The sequence below is a fragment of the Arthrobacter sp. SE2 genome (assembly GCF_058244265.1).
The window spans coordinates 1-18,170 of the sequence record NZ_JBZAYA010000038.1; the positions used below are offsets into that span (position 1 = coordinate 1).

The following is an 18,170-nucleotide window of genomic DNA, read 5'->3' on the forward strand; positions in this document are numbered from 1 at the left end:
AACCCGCTAAGGATGTGTGAGGTCTCTTCTCCTGCAGCCACGTCCAACCTCTCTTCATTGAATGTCTGGGCGCTTGCACTGTGGTGCGCGCTGAAACGTGCATAGAAATTTCGTATTGTGAGAATAAAATTCTGTAATTCGAGATTAGCGACGCCTTCGCCAAGCGTCAATCCAGCGGGGCGGAGGCTAGCGCCCACAAGGCCTCGCGGCCCCACGCTGCCGTTTGTGACCGCCGTCGGGAATGCGGCCCTTGACCAAAGGTGACCTAGCTCATACAGTTATTTCACTATTCAATAACTAGATTCCACGATGCGAAAAAGCTTCAACTCCTCTCACAGCGTCTCGGAAGCCTAGTTGCAGCACCACAAAGAAGTGGAGATCCACGATGCAATCGACTCCCCCAGTCGGCGTCACAGCGGCTCCGGAGCAGACCGTCCTGCCAGGCAGTTCGGTCCATCCGTCAGTAGGAAATGAAACCCTGTGCGATGTAGCGTCCGTCGCAGCAGGCCGCACCATCAGCCCCAGCCTCTATAACCTCGACCTCGCCCCCACCAAGAAAGAGGGAAGGCGCTGGACCAGTTACAGCATCTTCACCCTCTGGGCCAACGACGTCCACAGTCTTGGCAACTACGCTTTCGCCATCGGCCTCTTTTCGCTTGGCCTGGGCGGGTGGCAAATCCTCGTGGCCCTCGGCATCGGCGCGGTTTTGCTGTTCACCCTCTTGACCTTCTCCGGTTTCATGGGCCAGAAGACCGGTGTCCCCTTCCCTGTGATGAGCCGGATCAGCTTCGGTATCCGCGGCGCACAGTTGGCCAGCCTGGTCCGTGGCGCAGTGGCCATCGCCTGGTTCGGAATTCAGACCTACCTTGCCTCCGTGGTGCTCCGCGTCATGCTTGTCGCCATGTTCCCCGGGCTCAAGGACATGGACGCCAACTCGATCCTGGGCCTGTCCACCCTTGGCTGGATCGCCTTCGTATCCCTCTGGATTGTCCAGTTGGTTATCGTCAGCTTCGGCATGGAAATGATCCGCAAATACGAGGCCTTCGCCGGCCCGATCATTCTCGCCACCATGCTGGCAATTGCCATCTGGGTATTCGTGGAGGCCGGGGGCGCCATCCAGTGGTCCGGCATCAAGGGCCTCGAAGGCGGCGAGATGTGGCGCACGATCTTTGCGGGCGGCGCGCTGTGGGTCTCCATCTACGGCACCTTCGTGCTGAACTTCTGCGATTTCACCCGTTCCTCGGTGTCCAAGAAGTCGATTGTCCGTGGCAACTTCTGGGGCATCCCCATCAACATGCTCCTTTTCGGCGCAATCGTGGTCATCATGGCCGGCGGCCAGTACAAGATCAACGGCAAGATCATTGAAAGCCCCTCCGACATCGTGCAGAGCATCCCCAACACGCTCTTCCTCGTCCTGGCCTGCCTTGCCTTGCTGATCCTGACCATCGCAGTGAACCTCATGGCGAACTTCGTGGCACCTGTCTACGCGCTCACCAATCTCTTCCCCAAGCACCTGAACTTCCGCAAGGCAGCCTGGGTCAGCGGTACCATCGGCCTGGTCATCCTGCCGTGGAACCTCTACAACAACCCTTTGGTGATCGTGTACTTCCTGGGCGGACTCGGCGCGCTGCTCGGCCCGCTGTTCGGCGTCGTCATGGCCGACTACTGGCTCCTGCGCCGCGGCAAGGTCAACATCCTTGACCTCTACACAGACCACCCTTCGGGCACCTACTTCTACAAGCGCGGCGTCAACCCCCGGGCGATCGCCGCAATGGTTCCGGCCGCCGTCGTCGCCATCCTCATCGCGTTCGTTCCCGCCCTGGAGGCCGCGGCACCGTTCGCTTGGTTCTTCGGCGCAGGCATCGGTGCGTTGTGCTACTACGTGTTCGCGGACAAGAAGCAGCAGCACACCGACGTCTCCGGCGAGCCGATCGCCGTCGTCAGCAACCACTAAGAACCGCCAGAAGCCCAACTGGCTCGCAGAAAATGCCGTTTTGGCCCGTCAAAACGACAACAACTGCGAGCCAGTTGGGCTTCCCCCCAATCCAGGAGGAACACATGCGCATCCTCGTCGCAAACGTCAACACCACCCAATCCATGACCGACTCCATCGCAGCCCAGGCGCGAAGCGTCGCGGCTCCCGGCACCGAGATCATCGGCATCACCCCGCGATTCGGCGCCGATTCCTGCGAAGGAAACTTTGAAAGCTACCTCGCCGCCATCGCCGTGATGGACCGCGTGGTCAACTACCCCGAACCGTTCGACGCCGTCATCCAGGCCGGCTATGGCGAGCACGGCCGCGAGGGACTCCAGGAGCTCCTCGACGTCCCGGTGGTCGACATCACCGAGGCCGCGGCCAGCACCGCGATGTTCCTCGGCCACAAATACTCCGTGGTCACCACTCTGGACCGCGCGGTCCCGCTCATCGAAGACCGCCTCAAGCTCGCCGGGCTGGATGACCGCTGTGCCTCGGTCCGCGCGAGCGGTATGGCTGTCCTGGAGCTCGAGGAATACCCGGACCGCGCAGTCGAAGCCATCGTGGAACAAGCTGAACGCGCAGTGCGCGACGACAAAGCCGAAGTCATCGTCCTCGGCTGCGGCGGCATGGCAGGGCTCGACGAACAGATCCGCCAACGCTGCGGCGTTCCGGTGGTGGACGGAGTCGCCGCCGCCGTGACCATCGCCGAGTCGCTCGTCCGCCTGGGACTGTCCACGTCCAAGGTCCGGACCTACGCCACGCCGCGCCCCAAGACCGTCATAGGCTGGCCCCTGACCATAACGGACACGACGACGGCGGATGCTCCCGCCGCGCGCTAGCTCAACAAACAGGAGAACCGCGTGAGCGAAACCATCCCTACCCGGCCCCGGGTCGCCGTCGTCACCGGAGCCGGTTCCGGGATCGGGCGGGCGGTTGCCCGCCTTCTGCTGGCCGAAGGTTACCGCGTTGCCCTCGCCGGACGGCGGGAAGCGCAGCTTCTCGAGACTGCCGCACGCCACCCCGAGGCGCTCGTGGTGCCGTGCGATGTGACAGTGCCCGACGACGTCGCGCGCCTTTTCGCGGCGGCCCGCCAACGCTGGGGGAGGGTTGATGTCCTGTTCAACAATGCGGGCATCTTCGGTCCTTCCGGCAGCGTGGATGAGATCAGCGTGGCCGATTGGAATACCACCCTGGCAGTGAATGTCACCGGCTCCATGCTGTGCGCGGCTGAGGCCGTGCGCACCATGAAGTCGCAGGAGCCGCAAGGCGGACGGATCATCAACAACGGCTCCATCTCCGCCCATTCGCCGCGGCCCCTGTCCGTCGCGTACACCGTGAGCAAGCACGCCATGACGGGCCTGACCAAGAGCATAGAGCTTGACGGGCGCCCGTATGGCATTACGTGCGGGCAGATCGATATCGGCAACACCCGCACCGAAATCATGGACACCATCGGCGTGGGCTCGGGGGCGCTCCAGGCCGATGGCAGCAGGCGCGTGGAGCCCATGTTTCCTGTGGAGGATGCTGCACGCGCTGTGCTCATGATGGCCAACATGCCCGCGTCGGCCAATGTTGGTTCCGTGGTGGTGACCGCCGCCGGGATGCCGTTCGTGGGCCGGGGCTAGCTGGCAGCTGCTGGAAGCCCGGCTACCTAGAAAATCGACCAGCCAGTGCGGGTGGTGAACTCATCCAGGGCGGCAACGCCCGCGAGTGAATTCCCGGATCGTCCCAGGCCGGGGCTCCAGACGCAGATGGTGCATTTGTTGGGTACCACGGCCACAATTCCGCCACCCACCCCGCTCTTTCCAGGGAGCCCCACGCGGTAGGCGAATTCGCCGGCGGCGTCGTAGGTGCCGCACGTGAGCATCACGGCGTTGATTCTCTTTGTCTGCGAGGGCGACAGAAGAGCCGTGCCGTTCCCGCGCAGCCCGTTGTTGGCCAGGAACCTGCTCGCGAGGGCCAAATCAGTGCAGCTCATTTCAAGCGCGCACTGGTTGATGTATGCCTCGAGGACCGAGTCCACGGGGTTTTCGAGGTTTCCGTAGCTTGCCAGGAAGTGTGCCAGCGAGGCGTTGCGGTGACTGTGCGCCGCCTCTGAAGCTGCCACCTCGGGGTCGGTGTCGATCGAGTTGTTACCGCTTTCTTGGCGGAGCAATTCCCGGACGGGAGACGGCGAGTTGCCCACGATGCTGAGCAGCCTGTCGGTGACAACCAGGGCACCGGCATTGATGAACGGATTCCGCGGAATTCCGTCTTCGTGTTCCAGCTGCACCAGGGAATTGAACGGATTGCCGGAGGGCTCCCGGAACACGCGCTTCCAGATCCGGTCGCCATCGCCGGCCAGCACCAGGGCGAGGGCGAAGACCTTCGAGATGCTTTGAATGGAGAAGGGCACATCGGCGTCTCCGGACGAGAACACGTCGCCGTTGGCCGTTGCCACGGAGATGCCGAATTGCTTGGTATCCACCGCGGCCAGGCTCGGGATGTAGTCTGCAGGCGCTCCTTGGCCGAGCAAGGGCTGAACCGTGCCGACAATGTCGTCAAGGAGATTCTGGAGGTCCATGTTTCTTAGTGCCGTCCTTCGGAGTGGGTCCACAACCTGAGCTGAAGATGCGCGAGCAGCCGTTGCTCTGCGGAGTGGAGGTCGATGCCGGCCACTTCACAGGCTCGCCGCAGCCGGTAATGGACCGTATTCCGGTGGACGGCCAGTTCTTCCGCGCACCGGTTCACATCACCGAAGAATTCAAGGTACGTCAACAGCGTAGTGGCGAACTCCGGGTACAAGTCGCACAGCGCGGAGATGCCACCATGCCGAAGGTCGGTCCTCGAAGCCAGAAGCTCCAGCAATTCCTTCGTCAAAACAGTCGTTTCGACGTCTGCGTAGGACGCCACATGGATCGAGGGAGTGCTTTCCAGGACCTTCAATACGCTGCGGACGTGTTCCAGCGTTCCGTGCAATGCGTCGAGGCGTTCGACGACGGGCCCGACGGCGGCCTGCACCTGGCAGTGCAGGTGGACTCTTGCGTCCCGGACAATGACGTTGATGAGGCGGTTGATGGCCGGCGGAGACTTTATGGGGTCAAGGTCAGGAAGAATCATGGCTATTTCCAGGCCGATGGCTCCCACCACGGCACCGGGACGGTAGGCGGCCGCATGGATCGATGCCACATTGGCCAACTCGCCACGCCGCAGTTGCAAGCCCGCTGTCGTCTCGTCGTTGCCTTGGGCGGAAATCAGGACGAGGGCTGCCGGCTTGGATGGATCGATGCCCGCGGACTGTGCCTGGGAGTGGATCTGGGGAGTGCCGCTGAGCAGGCTGGATATCCTGTCGCGCCGTAGTGCCTGGGATTGCTCGTTGCGGTGCCGGACCAGTTCTATGGCCGCGTGCCGTGCCGCTCCAACCATGAGCTTGTCCGTGTTGTGAGCGAGGGGTTCCTTCCCTTCCTGAAGCCAGATGTAGCCCAGGATCCTGTTGCCTGCGTGGATACCGATCGCCACCCGTTCACGGAGACCTTCCGCCGGGTTGGCTTCCATGTGGATGGGAGCCTCGGCCGCTTGCAGGTGCTTGTAGACCCCTGACTCCTTCAACAGTTTTTGGTAACGCTCCGGTCCACGCCGGGCCAGGATGGAGAGCCTGCGGAGTTCATCGACGTCGTTGGAGGCCGGCGAGTACGCCAGGACGCGGTTTGCCGGATCCTCAATGACCACGTGGCCGTTGGCCAGGGTCGCGGTGGTCTGGGCGATCGCAAAAAGATCCCGGTGAATGATCGTGGACGCGTCGGTGGAAAGTGCAGGCTCCTGGATGCGGTTCTTGGCGATGCTTTCCAGCGTTCCCCAGTTCATTGTCGGAGACACTGCGATCAGGCCGATTCCGGTGGGAAACAGCACTTCCCGGACGGCGTCCAGGTCCTCCTCGTTCCCTTTCACCGCGACGGCAGCGGGGTAGTCCGGAATCAGCTTCCGGATGCCGGGCAATGCCGCGCGACCCCGGACTCCGATCAGCAGGACCAAGCTCCCGCGTTGGACCGGCGCCTCGTCCTCGGCGTCCACGATCACCGTTTCACGAACCGTGCCGTTGCCCGTTCCGGGAGGAACCAGCAGTTGCCCGTTGTCGACGCCGATGTCTTCAAGTATGTCGCTGAGCATGGCGCCAATGACATGCTCGGCAGATTCATGGGGTGCCACCCGTATTCACTTCCTCTAAGCGGCTTAGCCGCGCTCACAGCCATGAACACTACTCGCACTCTGGCGGAACGAAGTTGTCATTCGCGCACAACGGGGGTCGGGCGAATTTAGCTGGCCAGACAGTTCCTTCCCTTCCGCCGGAACCTAGAGTTGTTTCCGTCCCCTCCTCTGACGATCCAGCAGTGTAGCTGTGATTCCACGCGTCAGCAGGGGGACAAGTTCTGGAGCATGCAGCCGCACCCGCGGAACCGGAGTCAAAGGAGACCCCTGGAATGAAACGCACACTGAACCCGCCTGCGCCGAGCCCGATCGCCGGGGCTCAGATTGCCGGGCTTGATCCCGCTGATTCGCTGGAAAACAACCGGGAGCTTCTCGGCGACCGTTCGACCGCTGCGCAGGATTTTTCGAGCGAGGACGCCGGTTACCACAAGACCCTCAAACCCCGGCAGATCCAAATGATAGCGATCGGGGGCGCGATCGGAACGGGCCTCTTCATGGGGGCGGGTGGCCGATTGAATAGTTCCGGTCCGGCCTTGATCTTCGTCTACGCGCTCTGCGGGTTCTTTGCGTTCCTGATTCTGCGCGCCCTCGGCGAACTGGTTCTCCACAGGCCATCCTCGGGTTCGTTCGTGTCCTATGCCAGGGAGTTCTATGGCGAGAAGCTTGCCTACGCGGCCGGCTGGTTGTACTTCCTCAACTGGGCCATGACCTCGATTGTCGATGTCACCGCCGTCGCGCTTTACGTCAAATTCTGGGGGCAATTCTGGGTGCCGCTGCAAACAATCCCACAATGGCTTATCGCGCTTTGCGCCCTCGTCATTGTCCTGGCCCTCAACCTCGTCTCCGTGAAAATCTTCGGCGAGATGGAATTCTGGTTCGCCATGATCAAGGTGACTGCGCTGGTAGCTTTCCTCGTCGTCGGGGTCTGCTTCATCGTCTTTGGTGGGAAGACCGACATCGGAGTTCCCGGGCTGGGCGTGATCCTGGACCACGGCGGAGCTTTCCCGACCGGTGCCGTAGCGCCCCTGCTCGCGATCAGCGGCGTCGTGTTCGCGTATGCCGCGATTGAACTTGTTGGTACGGCTGCAGGCGAAACTGCCAACCCGGAAAAGGTGATGCCCAAGGCCGTCAACACGGTGGTCTTCCGGATCGCACTCTTCTATGTCGGTTCCGTGGTGCTCCTCTCGCTGCTCTTGCCGTTCACGGCGTACAAAACCGGCGAATCGCCCTTCGTCACCTTCTTCTCCCATCTCGGAGATCCCCATGCCGCGGCTGTTTCGGCATCGGTGATGAACTTCGTTGTCCTGACAGCGGCATTGTCGAGTCTCAACGCCGGCCTCTATTCCACGGGCCGGATCCTGAGGTCCATGGCGGTCAATGGCTCCGCGCCACAGTTCACCGCCAGGATGAGCAAATCGGGGGTGCCGTATGGCGGCATCCTGCTGACAGCGGTGATCACTCTTCTTGGCGTCGGCCTGAATGCCCTGGTGCCGTCCCAAGTTTTCGAGATCGTTCTCGAGGTGTCTGCGATCGGGATCATCGGCGGCTGGGCAACCATCATCCTGTGCCACATCAAGCTTCAAACCTGGGTCAGGCTCGGCAAGGCCGTTCGTCCGTCATTCCGACTCTTCGGAGCCCCCTTCACCTCATACCTCACGCTCGCCTTCCTTGCCTTCGTTCTCGTCACGATGGGCTTCTCGGAGACCGGGCGCTGGGTGCTCGCTTCCCTGCTGCTCCTGATACCCCTGCTCATTGCCGGCTGGTTCGCTTGCCGCAAACGGATCCTGGAGGCAGCCGAGGCCCGACGCGGCCACACGGGCGACCTGCCCGTCGTCGCCGGCTCCTTCTCCCTGGGTGGCCAGCGCTCCTGATGCACAACGAATTGATGGAAAGCGGAATTACCTTGCCCGGCATGACGTCGCGAAACAACAGTGCCACCCTGACCCAGCAAACCACCCTGGGTAAGCGAAGCCTGCGGGACATCGGCACGCCCAGCAGCGCGTGGCGTTCGCGCGCCGACGCGTGGGAGTTTCTCGGGTACGCGTTCAAGCAGCTGGCAAAGGGCGGCCCGGGAACGCGCTCGCATTCCGGTCTCCAGGACCAGGCCATCCAGGCCCTGCGCCTGCTGAAGGCCGTGGAACTGTATTGGGCGGCGCCGGGGCTGGCCGCGTTGGTGCCGCTACTCGACTGCGTGGATTCGGGTGATTACGACGCCGGACTGGAGATGATCCGCGGAATGTCCCACCTGATGCCTTCCGTCGGTCCGGGACCAGTCAGTCCGGAACCAGGTCAAACCGGGGCGGAGCGCTCCATTTCGGGTGTTCAGGACGAGAGCTCCGGGGAGCAACGGCCAGCGAGGGAGCGGCCACGGTTCGAGGTCCTGTTTGTCGACGACATCACCGAACAAGAAGCCGAAGCGCTGAAAGCGGACATGCTGGCCCAGCGGAGGCCGTCGGATGCCTTCACCTATGAACTCATCGTGGTTCCCAGCTACGAGGACGCGCTGGTTGCTTTGGTCCTGAACCCTGCCATCCAGGCCTGCATTCTCCGCCCGGGATTCAGCATCGGCAGCAGCCAGCCGCTTGGCCGCGACCTGAGGAAATACGTTGCCGGCCTGGTTGGCCCTGAACTTGCCGGAATGCCACCGCTGGGCAGGTTCCTTAGCCTGGCCGAGCAGATCTCCGAGTTACGCCCCGAACTGGATGTGTACCTGGTAGCCGGTGTCGCCATGGAGAGCCTCGCGGGTTCACTGACGAAGCGGTTCCGGAGGATTTTCCGCAGGCAGGACAATCTCGACCTGCACCTATCGCTGTTGTCGGGCGTCGCTGAGCGGTACAGGACCCCGTTTTTCACTGCGCTGCAGGAATACAGCCGGCGGCCGGCCAGCGTCTTCCACGCCTTGCCGATCTCTCGCGGCGGCTCGGTGGGCAATTCGCCCTGGATCCGCGACATGGTTGATTTCTACGGGATGAATCTTCTCTTGGCCGAGACGTCTGCGACTTCGGGGGGCCTCGATTCGCTGTTGGATCCGCACGGATCGATCAAGGAGGCCCAGGACTTGGCGGCGCGGGCTTTCGGCGCCCAAAAGACCTTCTTCGTCACGAATGGAACATCCACCGCCAACAAGATCGTTCATCAGTCCATCCTTGCTCCAGGGGATGTGGTCCTCGTCGACCGCAACTGCCACAAATCCCACCATTACGCTTTCGTCCTCGCCGGGGCCCAGGTTTCCTACTTGGATGCCTACCCGCTGGACCAGTACGCGTTCTACGGCGCCGTACCCCTCGCCAGCATCAAGGCCCGGTTGCTGGCCTACCGACGTGCCGGGCGCCTGGACGCAGTCAAAATGATCACGCTGACCAACTGCACCTTCGACGGCATCGTCTATGACGTCGAACGGGTCATGGAAGAATGCCTGGCCATCAAACCCGACCTGGTCTTCCTTTGGGACGAAGCGTGGTTCGCCTTCGCCCGGTCCCACCCCGTCTTCCGACGCAGGACGGCCATGGCAGCGGCGAGGACGCTTGAGGCTTCTTTCGGTGATCCCGACTACGCCGGCAGGCATGCTGAACAAGCGGCATCGCTCCACGACGCGGTGACGGGCGCGCCCGCCGATGATGAACTCTGGCTGAAGACCCGGCTGATCCCGGATCCAGCGAAAGCGCGACTGCGCGTCTACGCCACGCAGTCCACCCACAAGACCCTCACTTCGTTGCGCCAGGGATCCATGATCCATATCTTCGATCAGGACTTCAGCGAGCATAACCAAGAGGCGTTCCGCGAAGCGTATATGACCCATACTTCGACATCGCCCAATTACCAGATCCTCGCTTCTCTCGACATCGGGCGCCGCCAGATAGAACTTGAGGGTTTCGGCCTGGTTCAGAAACAGGCTGATCTGGCAACCAGCGTTGCCCAGGCTGTGGCCCGCCACACCTTGCTGAAGAAGTACTTCCGGGTCCTTACGTCGAGGGACCTCATTGCGGCGCCCTATCGGGAAACGGGCAGCGCCATGCCGCTCCGGGACGGGCTGGCAGCCCTGGCGGACGCCTGGCAGCACGACGAGTTCGTCGTCGACCCCAGCCGCCTCACGTTGGATATCAGCCGGACAGGGATCGACGGCGACACGTTCCGGCACCGCTATCTCGCCGACAAGCACGGGATCCAAGTCAACAAGACATCACGTAACACCGTGCTCTTCATGACCAACATCGGCACGTCCCGCAGCGCCGTCGCCTACCTGATCGAAGTCCTGGTCAAGCTGGCCGAGTCGTTCGAGGAGGAGCGGGCGGCGCGGAAAACGGCGGACGCCGGCCTCGCCGTGGGCCTCACGGGAGCCACTCCGCCCTTGCCGGACTTCAGCAGGTTCGCGGACCGCTATCGGGGCGATCCGCTCAGTCCCGATGGGGACATCCGGGCCGCCTATTTCGAGAGCTACAAGGATGGATCAACCGCGTACCTGGCGGCCGACGAGCTCAAGGCCAGGATCGCGGCGGGCGAGGAAGTTGTGTCGGCCGGATTCGTCACGCCCTACCCTCCGGGGTTCCCTATCCTCGTCCCGGGTCAGGTCATCACCAGCCAGACGTTGGCGTTCATGGCTGCATTGGATACGCGTGAAATCCACGGCTTCGACTCAGGGCGCGGGTTCCGGATCTTCGCGGACAAGGCGGACAAGGCGGTCAAGGACGCGTAGCACTGAATCAATCGATTCCACATCGTGAAATTTGAATTCCCCCTTGTGGAATGGTGTGATCGGGATTACATTGAATTCATCCCCGAAAATCGGGGCTGTTCCCAAACTGATTGGTTCAGATCAATGAAGTTCCCAGACTCTGCGGCGCTGAAGGCGAGTTCGGCCCCGCGGAAGAAGAAGCCACTGTATAAGTCGCTCTTCTTCCAAATTCTGATCGCCGTCGTCGCAGGTGTGCTCATCGGCCATTTCTGGCCGAACATCGGGTCCGCCCTCCGGCCACTGGGCGATGGTTTCATTCAACTCATCAAGATGATCATCGCTCCGCTGATCTTCCTCGTGATCGTCACGGGGATCTCGGCAGTGGGCGACGTCAAGGCGGTCGGAAGGGTCGGGGTCAAGGCACTCCTGTACTTCACCGGCGCCACGCTTTTTGCCCTGGTCTTCGGCCTGATCGTGGGAAACCTGGTTCAGCCCGGCGCCGGACTCCACATCGATCCGAGCACCCTTTCCCAGGATGCGCTGAATGCAAAGACCGGGACTGCGCCGCCCAAGGATGCGGCTTCCTTCCTCCTGGACATCATTCCCACGTCTGTGATCGGCGCTTTCGCCAGCAACAGCCTGCTCCAGGTCCTGTTCTTCTCGGTCTTCTTCGGCGCGGCAATCGTCGTCATCGGACGCGAGCGGTGCCTACCGGTCATCAGCCTCATGGAAACCGTCCTGGAACTGATCTTCAAGATCATGTCCTGGATCATGAAGGTGGCACCCATCGGTGCCTTTGGCGCCATGGCGTTCATCATCGGCCAATACGGACTCGACACCCTCGGGACGTATGCGCTCCTGATCGCCTCCTGTTACGGGGCGGCCATCGTCTTCATCGGCCTGCTGTTCCTCGTCGCCTGGAGCTTCGCCCGGGTGCCCCTGTGGCAGTTCCTGAAGTACACCCGTGAGGAATTCCTCCTCGCGCTCGGCACCGCATCCACCGAAGCGGTCATGCCCCGCATCATGACCAAGCTGACCAACGCCGGGTGCTCCCGGGCCACCACTGGCCTGGTTGTCCCGACGGGCTACTCCTTCAACCTCGACGGCGCCGCGATCTACCTTTCGATCTCGCTGCTGTTCCTGGCCCAGGCCTTCGGCCACCACCTCGACCTCGGCCAGCAGTTGGCAGCCCTGGGCGTCCTGCTCCTGACGTCCAAAGGCATGGCGGGCGTCCCGGGCTCGTCGTTCCTGGCTCTCTCGGCCACCGCCGCGGCACTGGGCATCTTCCCGGTTGCCGGCGTCGCGCTGCTCCTGGGTGCAGACCGCCTCATGGACTCCATGCGCGTCGTCGTCAATCTCCTGGGCAACTGCGTGGCTACGTTCGTGGTCGCGAAATGGGAAGGACAGTTCGACCGGTCTGTCATGGTCCGCGCCTTCAACGGCGAAATCACCAACGAGGATTCCGCCATCATGCTCGGGGCCGAAGACGTCTTCGAGGAACAGGAAATCGAGCGCCTCAGCGAAGGACACGAGCCTTCGCCGAAGTTCCGCGGCGGCCCGAACCCCGATGCGATTCCGCAGTTCGAAATGATCAAGCCGGGCCAGCACCGGAGCCCCTCCGTCAGTCCGGACTAAGGCACCACGCACCATTCCAGTTGATCGCCCCACGGCGCCGCCGTGGGGCGATCAACCATTTAAGCCCTCAGAGCAGCGGCAGTAGTTCCGACAAATCGGCGCGCAGGCCCGACGCGGCTACCCGTCCGGCGTCGACGGCGTCGGACCAGGCCAAGCAGCCGGTCACCATCGCCAGCCAAGTGGCGGCGTCGCACTCTATGACGTTGGGCGGGGTGCCGCGCGTATGCCGGGGGCCCTCCACGCACTGGGTGACGCCGAAGGGCGGCACCCTGACTTCAACCGAATTGCCGGGAGCGCGGGCGGTGAGTTCCTCGAGCGAGTATCGCACCGCGGTGGCCAGCACAGTGCGCGACGGCGGCGTCACCGGCACTGTTTCTTGTTCGACGGTGCCCTGCCCGACGGCGGCCTGCCATGCGGCCAGTGCCGCGCGGCCTTCTTCAAGGTCGATCCGGCGTCGTGCAATTGCCATAGTTCGCAGGTTCCAATCAGTCCAGCAGCGCCGAGACGGCGTGGCCCAGGCGGATCCTGCCGACCGAGTGGCCACCGCCGAGAACGGGCTCAACGACCTTTTCGAGCACGCTCGAGACGCCGGGAATATCGACGGCGCCGGCAACCGCGAGAAGTGTGAGTCCAACCAGTGTGGCCGCGCGGGGATTCCCGTCCAGGATCTTCACTGCGACAGAGGCACCTGTGGGGGTTGCCAGGACCAGGACACCCTCCGCTCCGCCCTTTGCAAGCACTTCGAGTTCGTCCATGACGATGGTGTTCGCCTCGCCGCGGCCTTGCACCGCCCACGGGTAGTCCAGCATGGATGTGGCAATGGTTGCCGCGCGGGCGTTGGAGCTCCGGTCCCGCGGGGCCTGCGCCAGGCGCGAGTAGGCCCGCGCCAGCCCGGTCAGGGAAAGCGCAGCCACAGGTGCTCCGCATCCATCAATGCCGAGGTGGGCGATTTTCTCGCCGCTGTATTCCTCGATGACGGTCCGCACGCGCTGTTGCAAGGGATGGTTGGGCTCCAGGTAACTGTGCGTGTCCCAGCCGTTCTCGGTGCAGGCCCAGAGGAACGCAGCGTGCTTGCCTGAACAATTGGAAGCCAACTTGGACTTGCCGTGCTCGGAACGGATCAGCCAATTGCGGGCGACTTCGTCCTGCGGCCACACCGAGGGGCATTGCAGCTGTTCTTCCCGGACGCCCGCTGCTTTCAGCATGCCTTCCACCACGTCCATGTGATCCAGCGAGCCCACATGGCTGGCACACGCCAAAGCCACCTGGGCGCCGCGGAGTGGCACGCCCGACTGCATTGACGCGAGGGCCTGGAAAGGCTTGAGCGCGGAGCGGGCGTAGATGGGCGTCGTGATGTCGCCGAGCCGGGTCACCACGGCGCCGTCACCGGCAAGTACCACTGCGGAACCGATATGGCGCGATTCGATGAAGCCGCTGCGTTCGATCACTGCCAGTTCGACGGCGGACTCAACGCTGAAGGTTTCATGCGAGCTCAAGGGCATGATGCAAGTCTAGGGTGAACGAACCGTCTTCCCGGGCTACTCCACGGTCACCATGACGGACTGCCATCCCGAGGCGCCGTCAGGCACAGGATCCGCGCGCTTTTCGGTCTGCACTTCGCCGGTTCTGTCCGTGGCCCGGACCTTGATGTAGTGGGGTCCCGGAGTGGCGTCCCAGTTGAAGGACCACTGCCGCCACGTGACAACAGATGCCTCCGCCGCAAGGGTGGCTTCGACCCATGGGCCGTTGTCTATCTGGACCTCCACCTTCTTGATGCCGCGGGTCTGGGCCCAGGCCGTGCCGCCCAAAGCGACCCTGCCGGCGGGCACCTTGGCGAAGGACTTGGGAACTTCAAGGCGAGCCATGGTCTTGATCGGACCCCGCTCGGACCATCCGCGGGTGGTCCAATAGGCTTTGCTGTCCGCGAATCGGGTGACTTCCAGATCCACCACCCATTTGGTCGCGGAGACGAAGCCGTAAAGACCCGGAACCACCATGCGCACGGGGTAGCCGTGTTCGAGCGGTAGGGGTTCGCCGTTCATGCCGATGGCCAGGATGGCATCCCTGCCGTCCTGGAGCACTTCCAGGGGGGTGGAGGCGCTGAAGCCGTCGATCGAGGTGGAGAGGACCATGTCTGCTCCGGGTTTGGGTCGGGCTTGTTTGAGCGCGTCACGGATGGGCATGCCCAGCCATTTGGCGTTGCCGGCCAGGTTTCCGCCTACGGGGTTGGACACACACGTGAGCGAGACGTGGGTTTCGATCAGTTGGGCGTCGAGCAGATCCTGAAAGTTCAGCAGGACCTCCTGCTCCACCAGTCCGTGGATCCGGAGCTCCCAATCCTGGGCGTTGATCTCAGGCACGCTCAAGGCGGTGTCGATCCTGTAGAAGTCCTTGGCCGGGGTGAGCCAGGGGGTGACTCCCGGCGTCGGGGACTGGACGCCCGCGGGAACGGGGGCAGCAGCCCGGGCCGGAGCGGGGAGATTCAAAGAATCCCTGGCCTTGGCCACATTGCTGCGCGCGGCGCTCAGGAACCGACCGCCGCCGGCTGCGATGGCGGCTGCGGCAACGGTGATACCGGTGGCGGCAAAGAAGGTTCGGCGCGTCGTGGCGGGACGCTCGGTGCCTTTGGCCGCGGTGTCGGCAGGGGCGTCAGGGAACGACTTCAGCCGCCAGAGCCGGGCCGCCAAGAGGCGGAGAACCACGAGCCCAGCCACCGTGCCGATCAGGCTCGGTATGGAATCGACAGGCTTCACGCTTGCCCGGGTTACGACGGCAGCCACAATCACCGCACCCATGCCGAGAACACCCAACACGCCCAGCGCCCAATTGCGGAAGGCCACGATACCCAGCACGCAAGCGAGCACGAAGATGGTCAGGCCCATGCCCACAAACAGTGCAGCCTTGTCGTTTGTGCCGAACGTGGTGACGGCGAAGTCCTTCATCCACGGCGGCGTGAAGTCGATGAAGGTGGACCCCAACGCAATCACAGGAGTTGCCCGGGCCGTAAAGAAGGCGCCGATCAGTTCCGCAACGGAAAGTACGACGGCGGCAGCGGCCACCCCGGCCAGTGCAGCCGATGCGGTGGGTCCCTTGAGCCAGTTCCTGAGCTTCTTCATGCAGGTGGTTCGTAGCCGGAGGCTGCCAAGATGGGTTGGACATGCGCCTTCTTGGTCGCCGCGTCCGGGTCGGACATGCTCAGCGCTGTCGCTCGGGAGTGGGCATATCAGTGCTATGTCCATTGCTCGTAACGAAGGGTGGGCATGCTCGCCCGTGGCTTGTAGCCAAGGCTGGGCACGTCCAGTGGTGGAGACAGCTTAGGAGTCCTGCCCCCGCACAAAGTACCCTTGAAGACTGTGAAGGTACTCGTCATTGGCCCCGGCGGCCGCGAACACGCAATTGTCCGCTCCTTGCTCAAGGATCCCAACGTTTCCGAGGTCCATGCGGCTCCGGGAAACGCGGGCATCGCCAAGCTGGTCCCGACGTACGCGATCGACGGGAACAACCCCGGCGCGGTCGCAGCGCTCGCGACAAAGCTGGCGGTTGACCTGGTTGTCGTCGGCCCTGAAGCTCCGCTTGCGGCGGGCGTATCCGACGCCGTCCGCGAAACCGGTATTCCGGTCTTTGGCCCCAGCAAGGCCGCAGCGCAGCTCGAAGCCTCCAAGGCGTTCGCCAAGGAAGTCATGGCCGAGGCAGGCGTACCCACCGCCATGGCCCGCGTGGCAACGAACGCCGCAGAGGCTGCTGACGCACTGGACACCTTCGGCGCTCCGCATGTCGTCAAGGATGACGGACTGGCCGCCGGCAAGGGGGTTGTGGTCACCAATGACCGCGAGGAAGCACTCGCCCACGCCCAAGCTTGTTTCGACGCTGGTGGAACCGTGGTGATCGAGGAGTTCCTGGACGGGCCCGAGGTCTCCCTGTTCGTGCTGTGTGACGGCCGCACCACGGTGCCACTGTCCCCGGCCCAGGACTTCAAGCGGATTTTCGACAATGACGAAGGCCCCAACACCGGTGGCATGGGCGCCTATACCCCGCTCGACTGGGCGCCTGTTGGCCTGGTCCAGGAAGTCATCGACCGGGTGGCCCAGCCCACCGTGGACGAGATGGCCAGCCGTGGAACTCCGTTCGTCGGCGTCCTCTACTGTGGCCTGGCCCTGACTTCCCGCGGCACGCGCGTCATCGAATTCAACGTCCGCTTCGGCGATCCCGAAACCCAGGCAGTCCTCGCCCGGCTCAAGACCCCGCTCGGCGCCCTCCTGCTGGCAGCCGCCAAGGGCGAACTGGACCAGGCCGAAGAGCTGCGCTGGTCGAAGGAGTCGGCAGTCGCCGTCGTCGTCGCCGCCGAAAACTACCCGGACACCCCCCGCACGGGGGACCGCATCCGCGGCCTGAACAAGGTGGACGCGCTTGAAGGCGTCCACGTCATCCACGCCGGCACCAAGCAGGACGAAGAAGGCCGGCTTGTTTCCGCCGGCGGACGCGTGCTGGCGGTTGTCGCGCTGGGAACGGACCTCGTGGAGGCCCGCGAGCGGGCTTACGACGGCGTGGAGCTGGTCCAGCTCGACGGCGGACAGTTCCGTACCGATATCGCTGGCAAGGCAGCCCGCGGCGAGATCCACGTGGTCTCCCCGGCCACCGGCTCCATCCCTAACGTGAAGGCCTGAACCATGCCTGAAAACAACGCAAACGGCCTGCAGACCGAAACCCTCGACCTCCCGGGATGGAAGCACTTCTACTCGGGCAAAGTCCGCGACCTCTACGTTCCGGCGGATGATCTCGGCGGGGCCGAATCCAGCCAGGACCGCGTCTTGGTGGTGGCCAGCGACCGCATCAGCGCCTACGACCATGTCTTGAGCAGCGAGATCCCGGACAAGGGCCGGGTCCTCACCCAACTGAGCCTGTGGTGGTTCGAACAGCTTGGCGTGGAGCACCACGTCCTTGCATCCACGGTCGCCGAGGGTGTGCCCGCAGAAGTTGAGGGCCGGGCGATGATCTGCAAGCGGCTGGAGATGTTCCCCGTGGAATGCATCGCCCGCGGGTATCTCACGGGCTCCGGCCTCGCCGAGTACCGCCAATCAGGCACCGTCTGCGACATTCCCTTGCCCGAGGGTCTGGTTGACGGCTCACGCCTGGGGCACGCCATCTTCACGCCTTCTGCCAAGGCTGAAGTCGGCGAGCACGACGAGAACATCACCTACGACGACGTCGTCGCGATGGTGGGCGACGATATCGCCGCACGCTTGAGCGAACTCACGTTGAAGATCTACACCCGCGCGGAAGAGATCGCCCGGGGCCGCGGAATCATCCTGGCCGACACGAAGGTTGAGTTCGGCATCGACGTCAACACGGGCGTCATCACCTTGGGCGATGAGGTCCTGACGCCGGATTCCTCACGCTTCTGGGATGCGTCCACTTACGAGCCGGGCAAAGCGCAGCCCTCGTTCGACAAGCAGTTTGTGCGTGACTGGCTGACTTCCGCGGAATCGGGCTGGGACCGCTCGAGTGACACCCCGCCGCCCGCGCTGCCGGCCGACGTCGTGGAGAAGACGCGTGCCCGCTACGTGGAAGCCTACGAGAAGCTGACCGGCCGGACCTTCGTCTGACTCGCAGTTGTTGTGGGTTTGACGCTCATAACGACAACAACAGCGAGTCAGTTGGGAGTCCCTCAACTCTCCATGAACCGCAGGTACTTCGCGGCCT

Annotated in this window: 13 protein-coding genes; 8 read left to right on the plus strand and 5 right to left on the minus strand. The window is 63.4% G+C overall.

The features are described 5' to 3' along the window. Positions 1 to 385: 385 nt before the first annotated feature. The 3 genes from AC4CS3_RS23485 to AC4CS3_RS23495 all read left to right on the plus strand — a co-directional run bounded on the left by AC4CS3_RS23485 (position 386) and on the right by AC4CS3_RS23495 (position 3,603). Complete coding sequence (locus tag AC4CS3_RS23485) at positions 386 to 1,954, plus strand: NCS1 family nucleobase:cation symporter-1 (RefSeq protein WP_490785466.1); 1,569 nt, start codon at positions 386 to 388, stop codon at positions 1,952 to 1,954. A gap of 104 nt (positions 1,955 to 2,058) precedes the next feature. After that, entirely contained in the window at positions 2,059 to 2,817 is a 759-nt protein-coding gene (locus AC4CS3_RS23490; RefSeq protein ID WP_439181036.1) for an aspartate/glutamate racemase family protein, read from the plus strand. A 21-nt stretch (positions 2,818 to 2,838) separates the two neighbouring features. Further along, a complete protein-coding gene (locus tag AC4CS3_RS23495) occupies positions 2,839 to 3,603 on the plus strand; it encodes an SDR family oxidoreductase (RefSeq protein WP_490785467.1) in 765 nt (254 codons plus the stop codon). 26 nt (positions 3,604 to 3,629) lie between these two features. Here AC4CS3_RS23495 and AC4CS3_RS23500 read toward each other — a convergent pair whose 3' ends face one another. Together AC4CS3_RS23500 and AC4CS3_RS23505 are read right to left on the minus strand one after the other, a co-directional pair. Then, positions 3,630 to 4,541, minus strand: coding sequence for a glutaminase (locus tag AC4CS3_RS23500; RefSeq protein WP_490785468.1), 912 nt, complete (start codon positions 4,539 to 4,541; stop codon positions 3,630 to 3,632). A gap of 5 nt (positions 4,542 to 4,546) precedes the next feature. Further along, positions 4,547 to 6,163, minus strand: a complete 1,617-nt coding sequence (locus AC4CS3_RS23505; protein ID WP_490785469.1) for a PucR family transcriptional regulator — start codon at positions 6,161 to 6,163, stop codon at positions 4,547 to 4,549. 272 nt (positions 6,164 to 6,435) lie between these two features. Here AC4CS3_RS23505 and AC4CS3_RS23510 point away from each other — a divergent pair, with 272 nt between their 5' ends. From AC4CS3_RS23510 to AC4CS3_RS23520, 3 genes are all read left to right on the plus strand, one after another. Next, a complete protein-coding gene (locus AC4CS3_RS23510) occupies positions 6,436 to 8,034 on the plus strand; it encodes an amino acid permease (RefSeq protein WP_490785470.1) in 1,599 nt (532 codons plus the stop codon). A 41-nt stretch (positions 8,035 to 8,075) separates the two neighbouring features. Continuing rightward, positions 8,076 to 10,856: an aminotransferase class I/II-fold pyridoxal phosphate-dependent enzyme gene (locus AC4CS3_RS23515; RefSeq protein ID WP_490785471.1), complete on the plus strand. Its 2,781-nt coding sequence runs from the start codon at positions 8,076 to 8,078 to the stop codon at positions 10,854 to 10,856. Positions 10,857 to 10,979: 123 nt separating this feature from the next. Then, positions 10,980 to 12,470 (plus strand): cation:dicarboxylate symporter family transporter, encoded by a 1,491-nt coding sequence (locus AC4CS3_RS23520; RefSeq protein WP_490785472.1) that lies wholly within the window; start codon positions 10,980 to 10,982, stop codon positions 12,468 to 12,470. Between the two features lie 67 nt (positions 12,471 to 12,537). Here the strand turns inward: AC4CS3_RS23520 and AC4CS3_RS23525 are convergent, their stop codons facing one another. From AC4CS3_RS23525 to AC4CS3_RS23535, 3 genes are read right to left on the minus strand one after another with little or no spacing between them, the layout of a single operon-like run. Then, a complete protein-coding gene (locus tag AC4CS3_RS23525; protein ID WP_490785473.1) occupies positions 12,538 to 12,939 on the minus strand; it encodes a sterol carrier family protein in 402 nt (133 codons plus the stop codon). Positions 12,940 to 12,955: 16 nt separating this feature from the next. Further along, positions 12,956 to 13,972: an asparaginase gene (locus AC4CS3_RS23530; RefSeq protein ID WP_490785474.1), complete on the minus strand. Its 1,017-nt coding sequence runs from the start codon at positions 13,970 to 13,972 to the stop codon at positions 12,956 to 12,958. Positions 13,973 to 14,008: 36 nt separating this feature from the next. Further along, complete coding sequence (locus AC4CS3_RS23535; protein ID WP_490785475.1) at positions 14,009 to 15,586, minus strand: molybdopterin-dependent oxidoreductase; 1,578 nt, start codon at positions 15,584 to 15,586, stop codon at positions 14,009 to 14,011. 237 nt (positions 15,587 to 15,823) lie between these two features. Between AC4CS3_RS23535 and purD the strand changes: the two genes are divergently transcribed. Together purD and AC4CS3_RS23545 are read left to right on the plus strand one after the other, a co-directional pair. Continuing rightward, positions 15,824 to 17,134 (plus strand): phosphoribosylamine--glycine ligase, encoded by a 1,311-nt coding sequence (purD, locus tag AC4CS3_RS23540; protein WP_490785477.1) that lies wholly within the window; start codon positions 15,824 to 15,826, stop codon positions 17,132 to 17,134. A 3-nt stretch (positions 17,135 to 17,137) separates the two neighbouring features. Continuing rightward, complete coding sequence (locus tag AC4CS3_RS23545; RefSeq protein ID WP_490785476.1) at positions 17,138 to 18,073, plus strand: phosphoribosylaminoimidazolesuccinocarboxamide synthase; 936 nt, start codon at positions 17,138 to 17,140, stop codon at positions 18,071 to 18,073. The last annotated feature ends 97 nt before the right edge of the window (positions 18,074 to 18,170 follow it).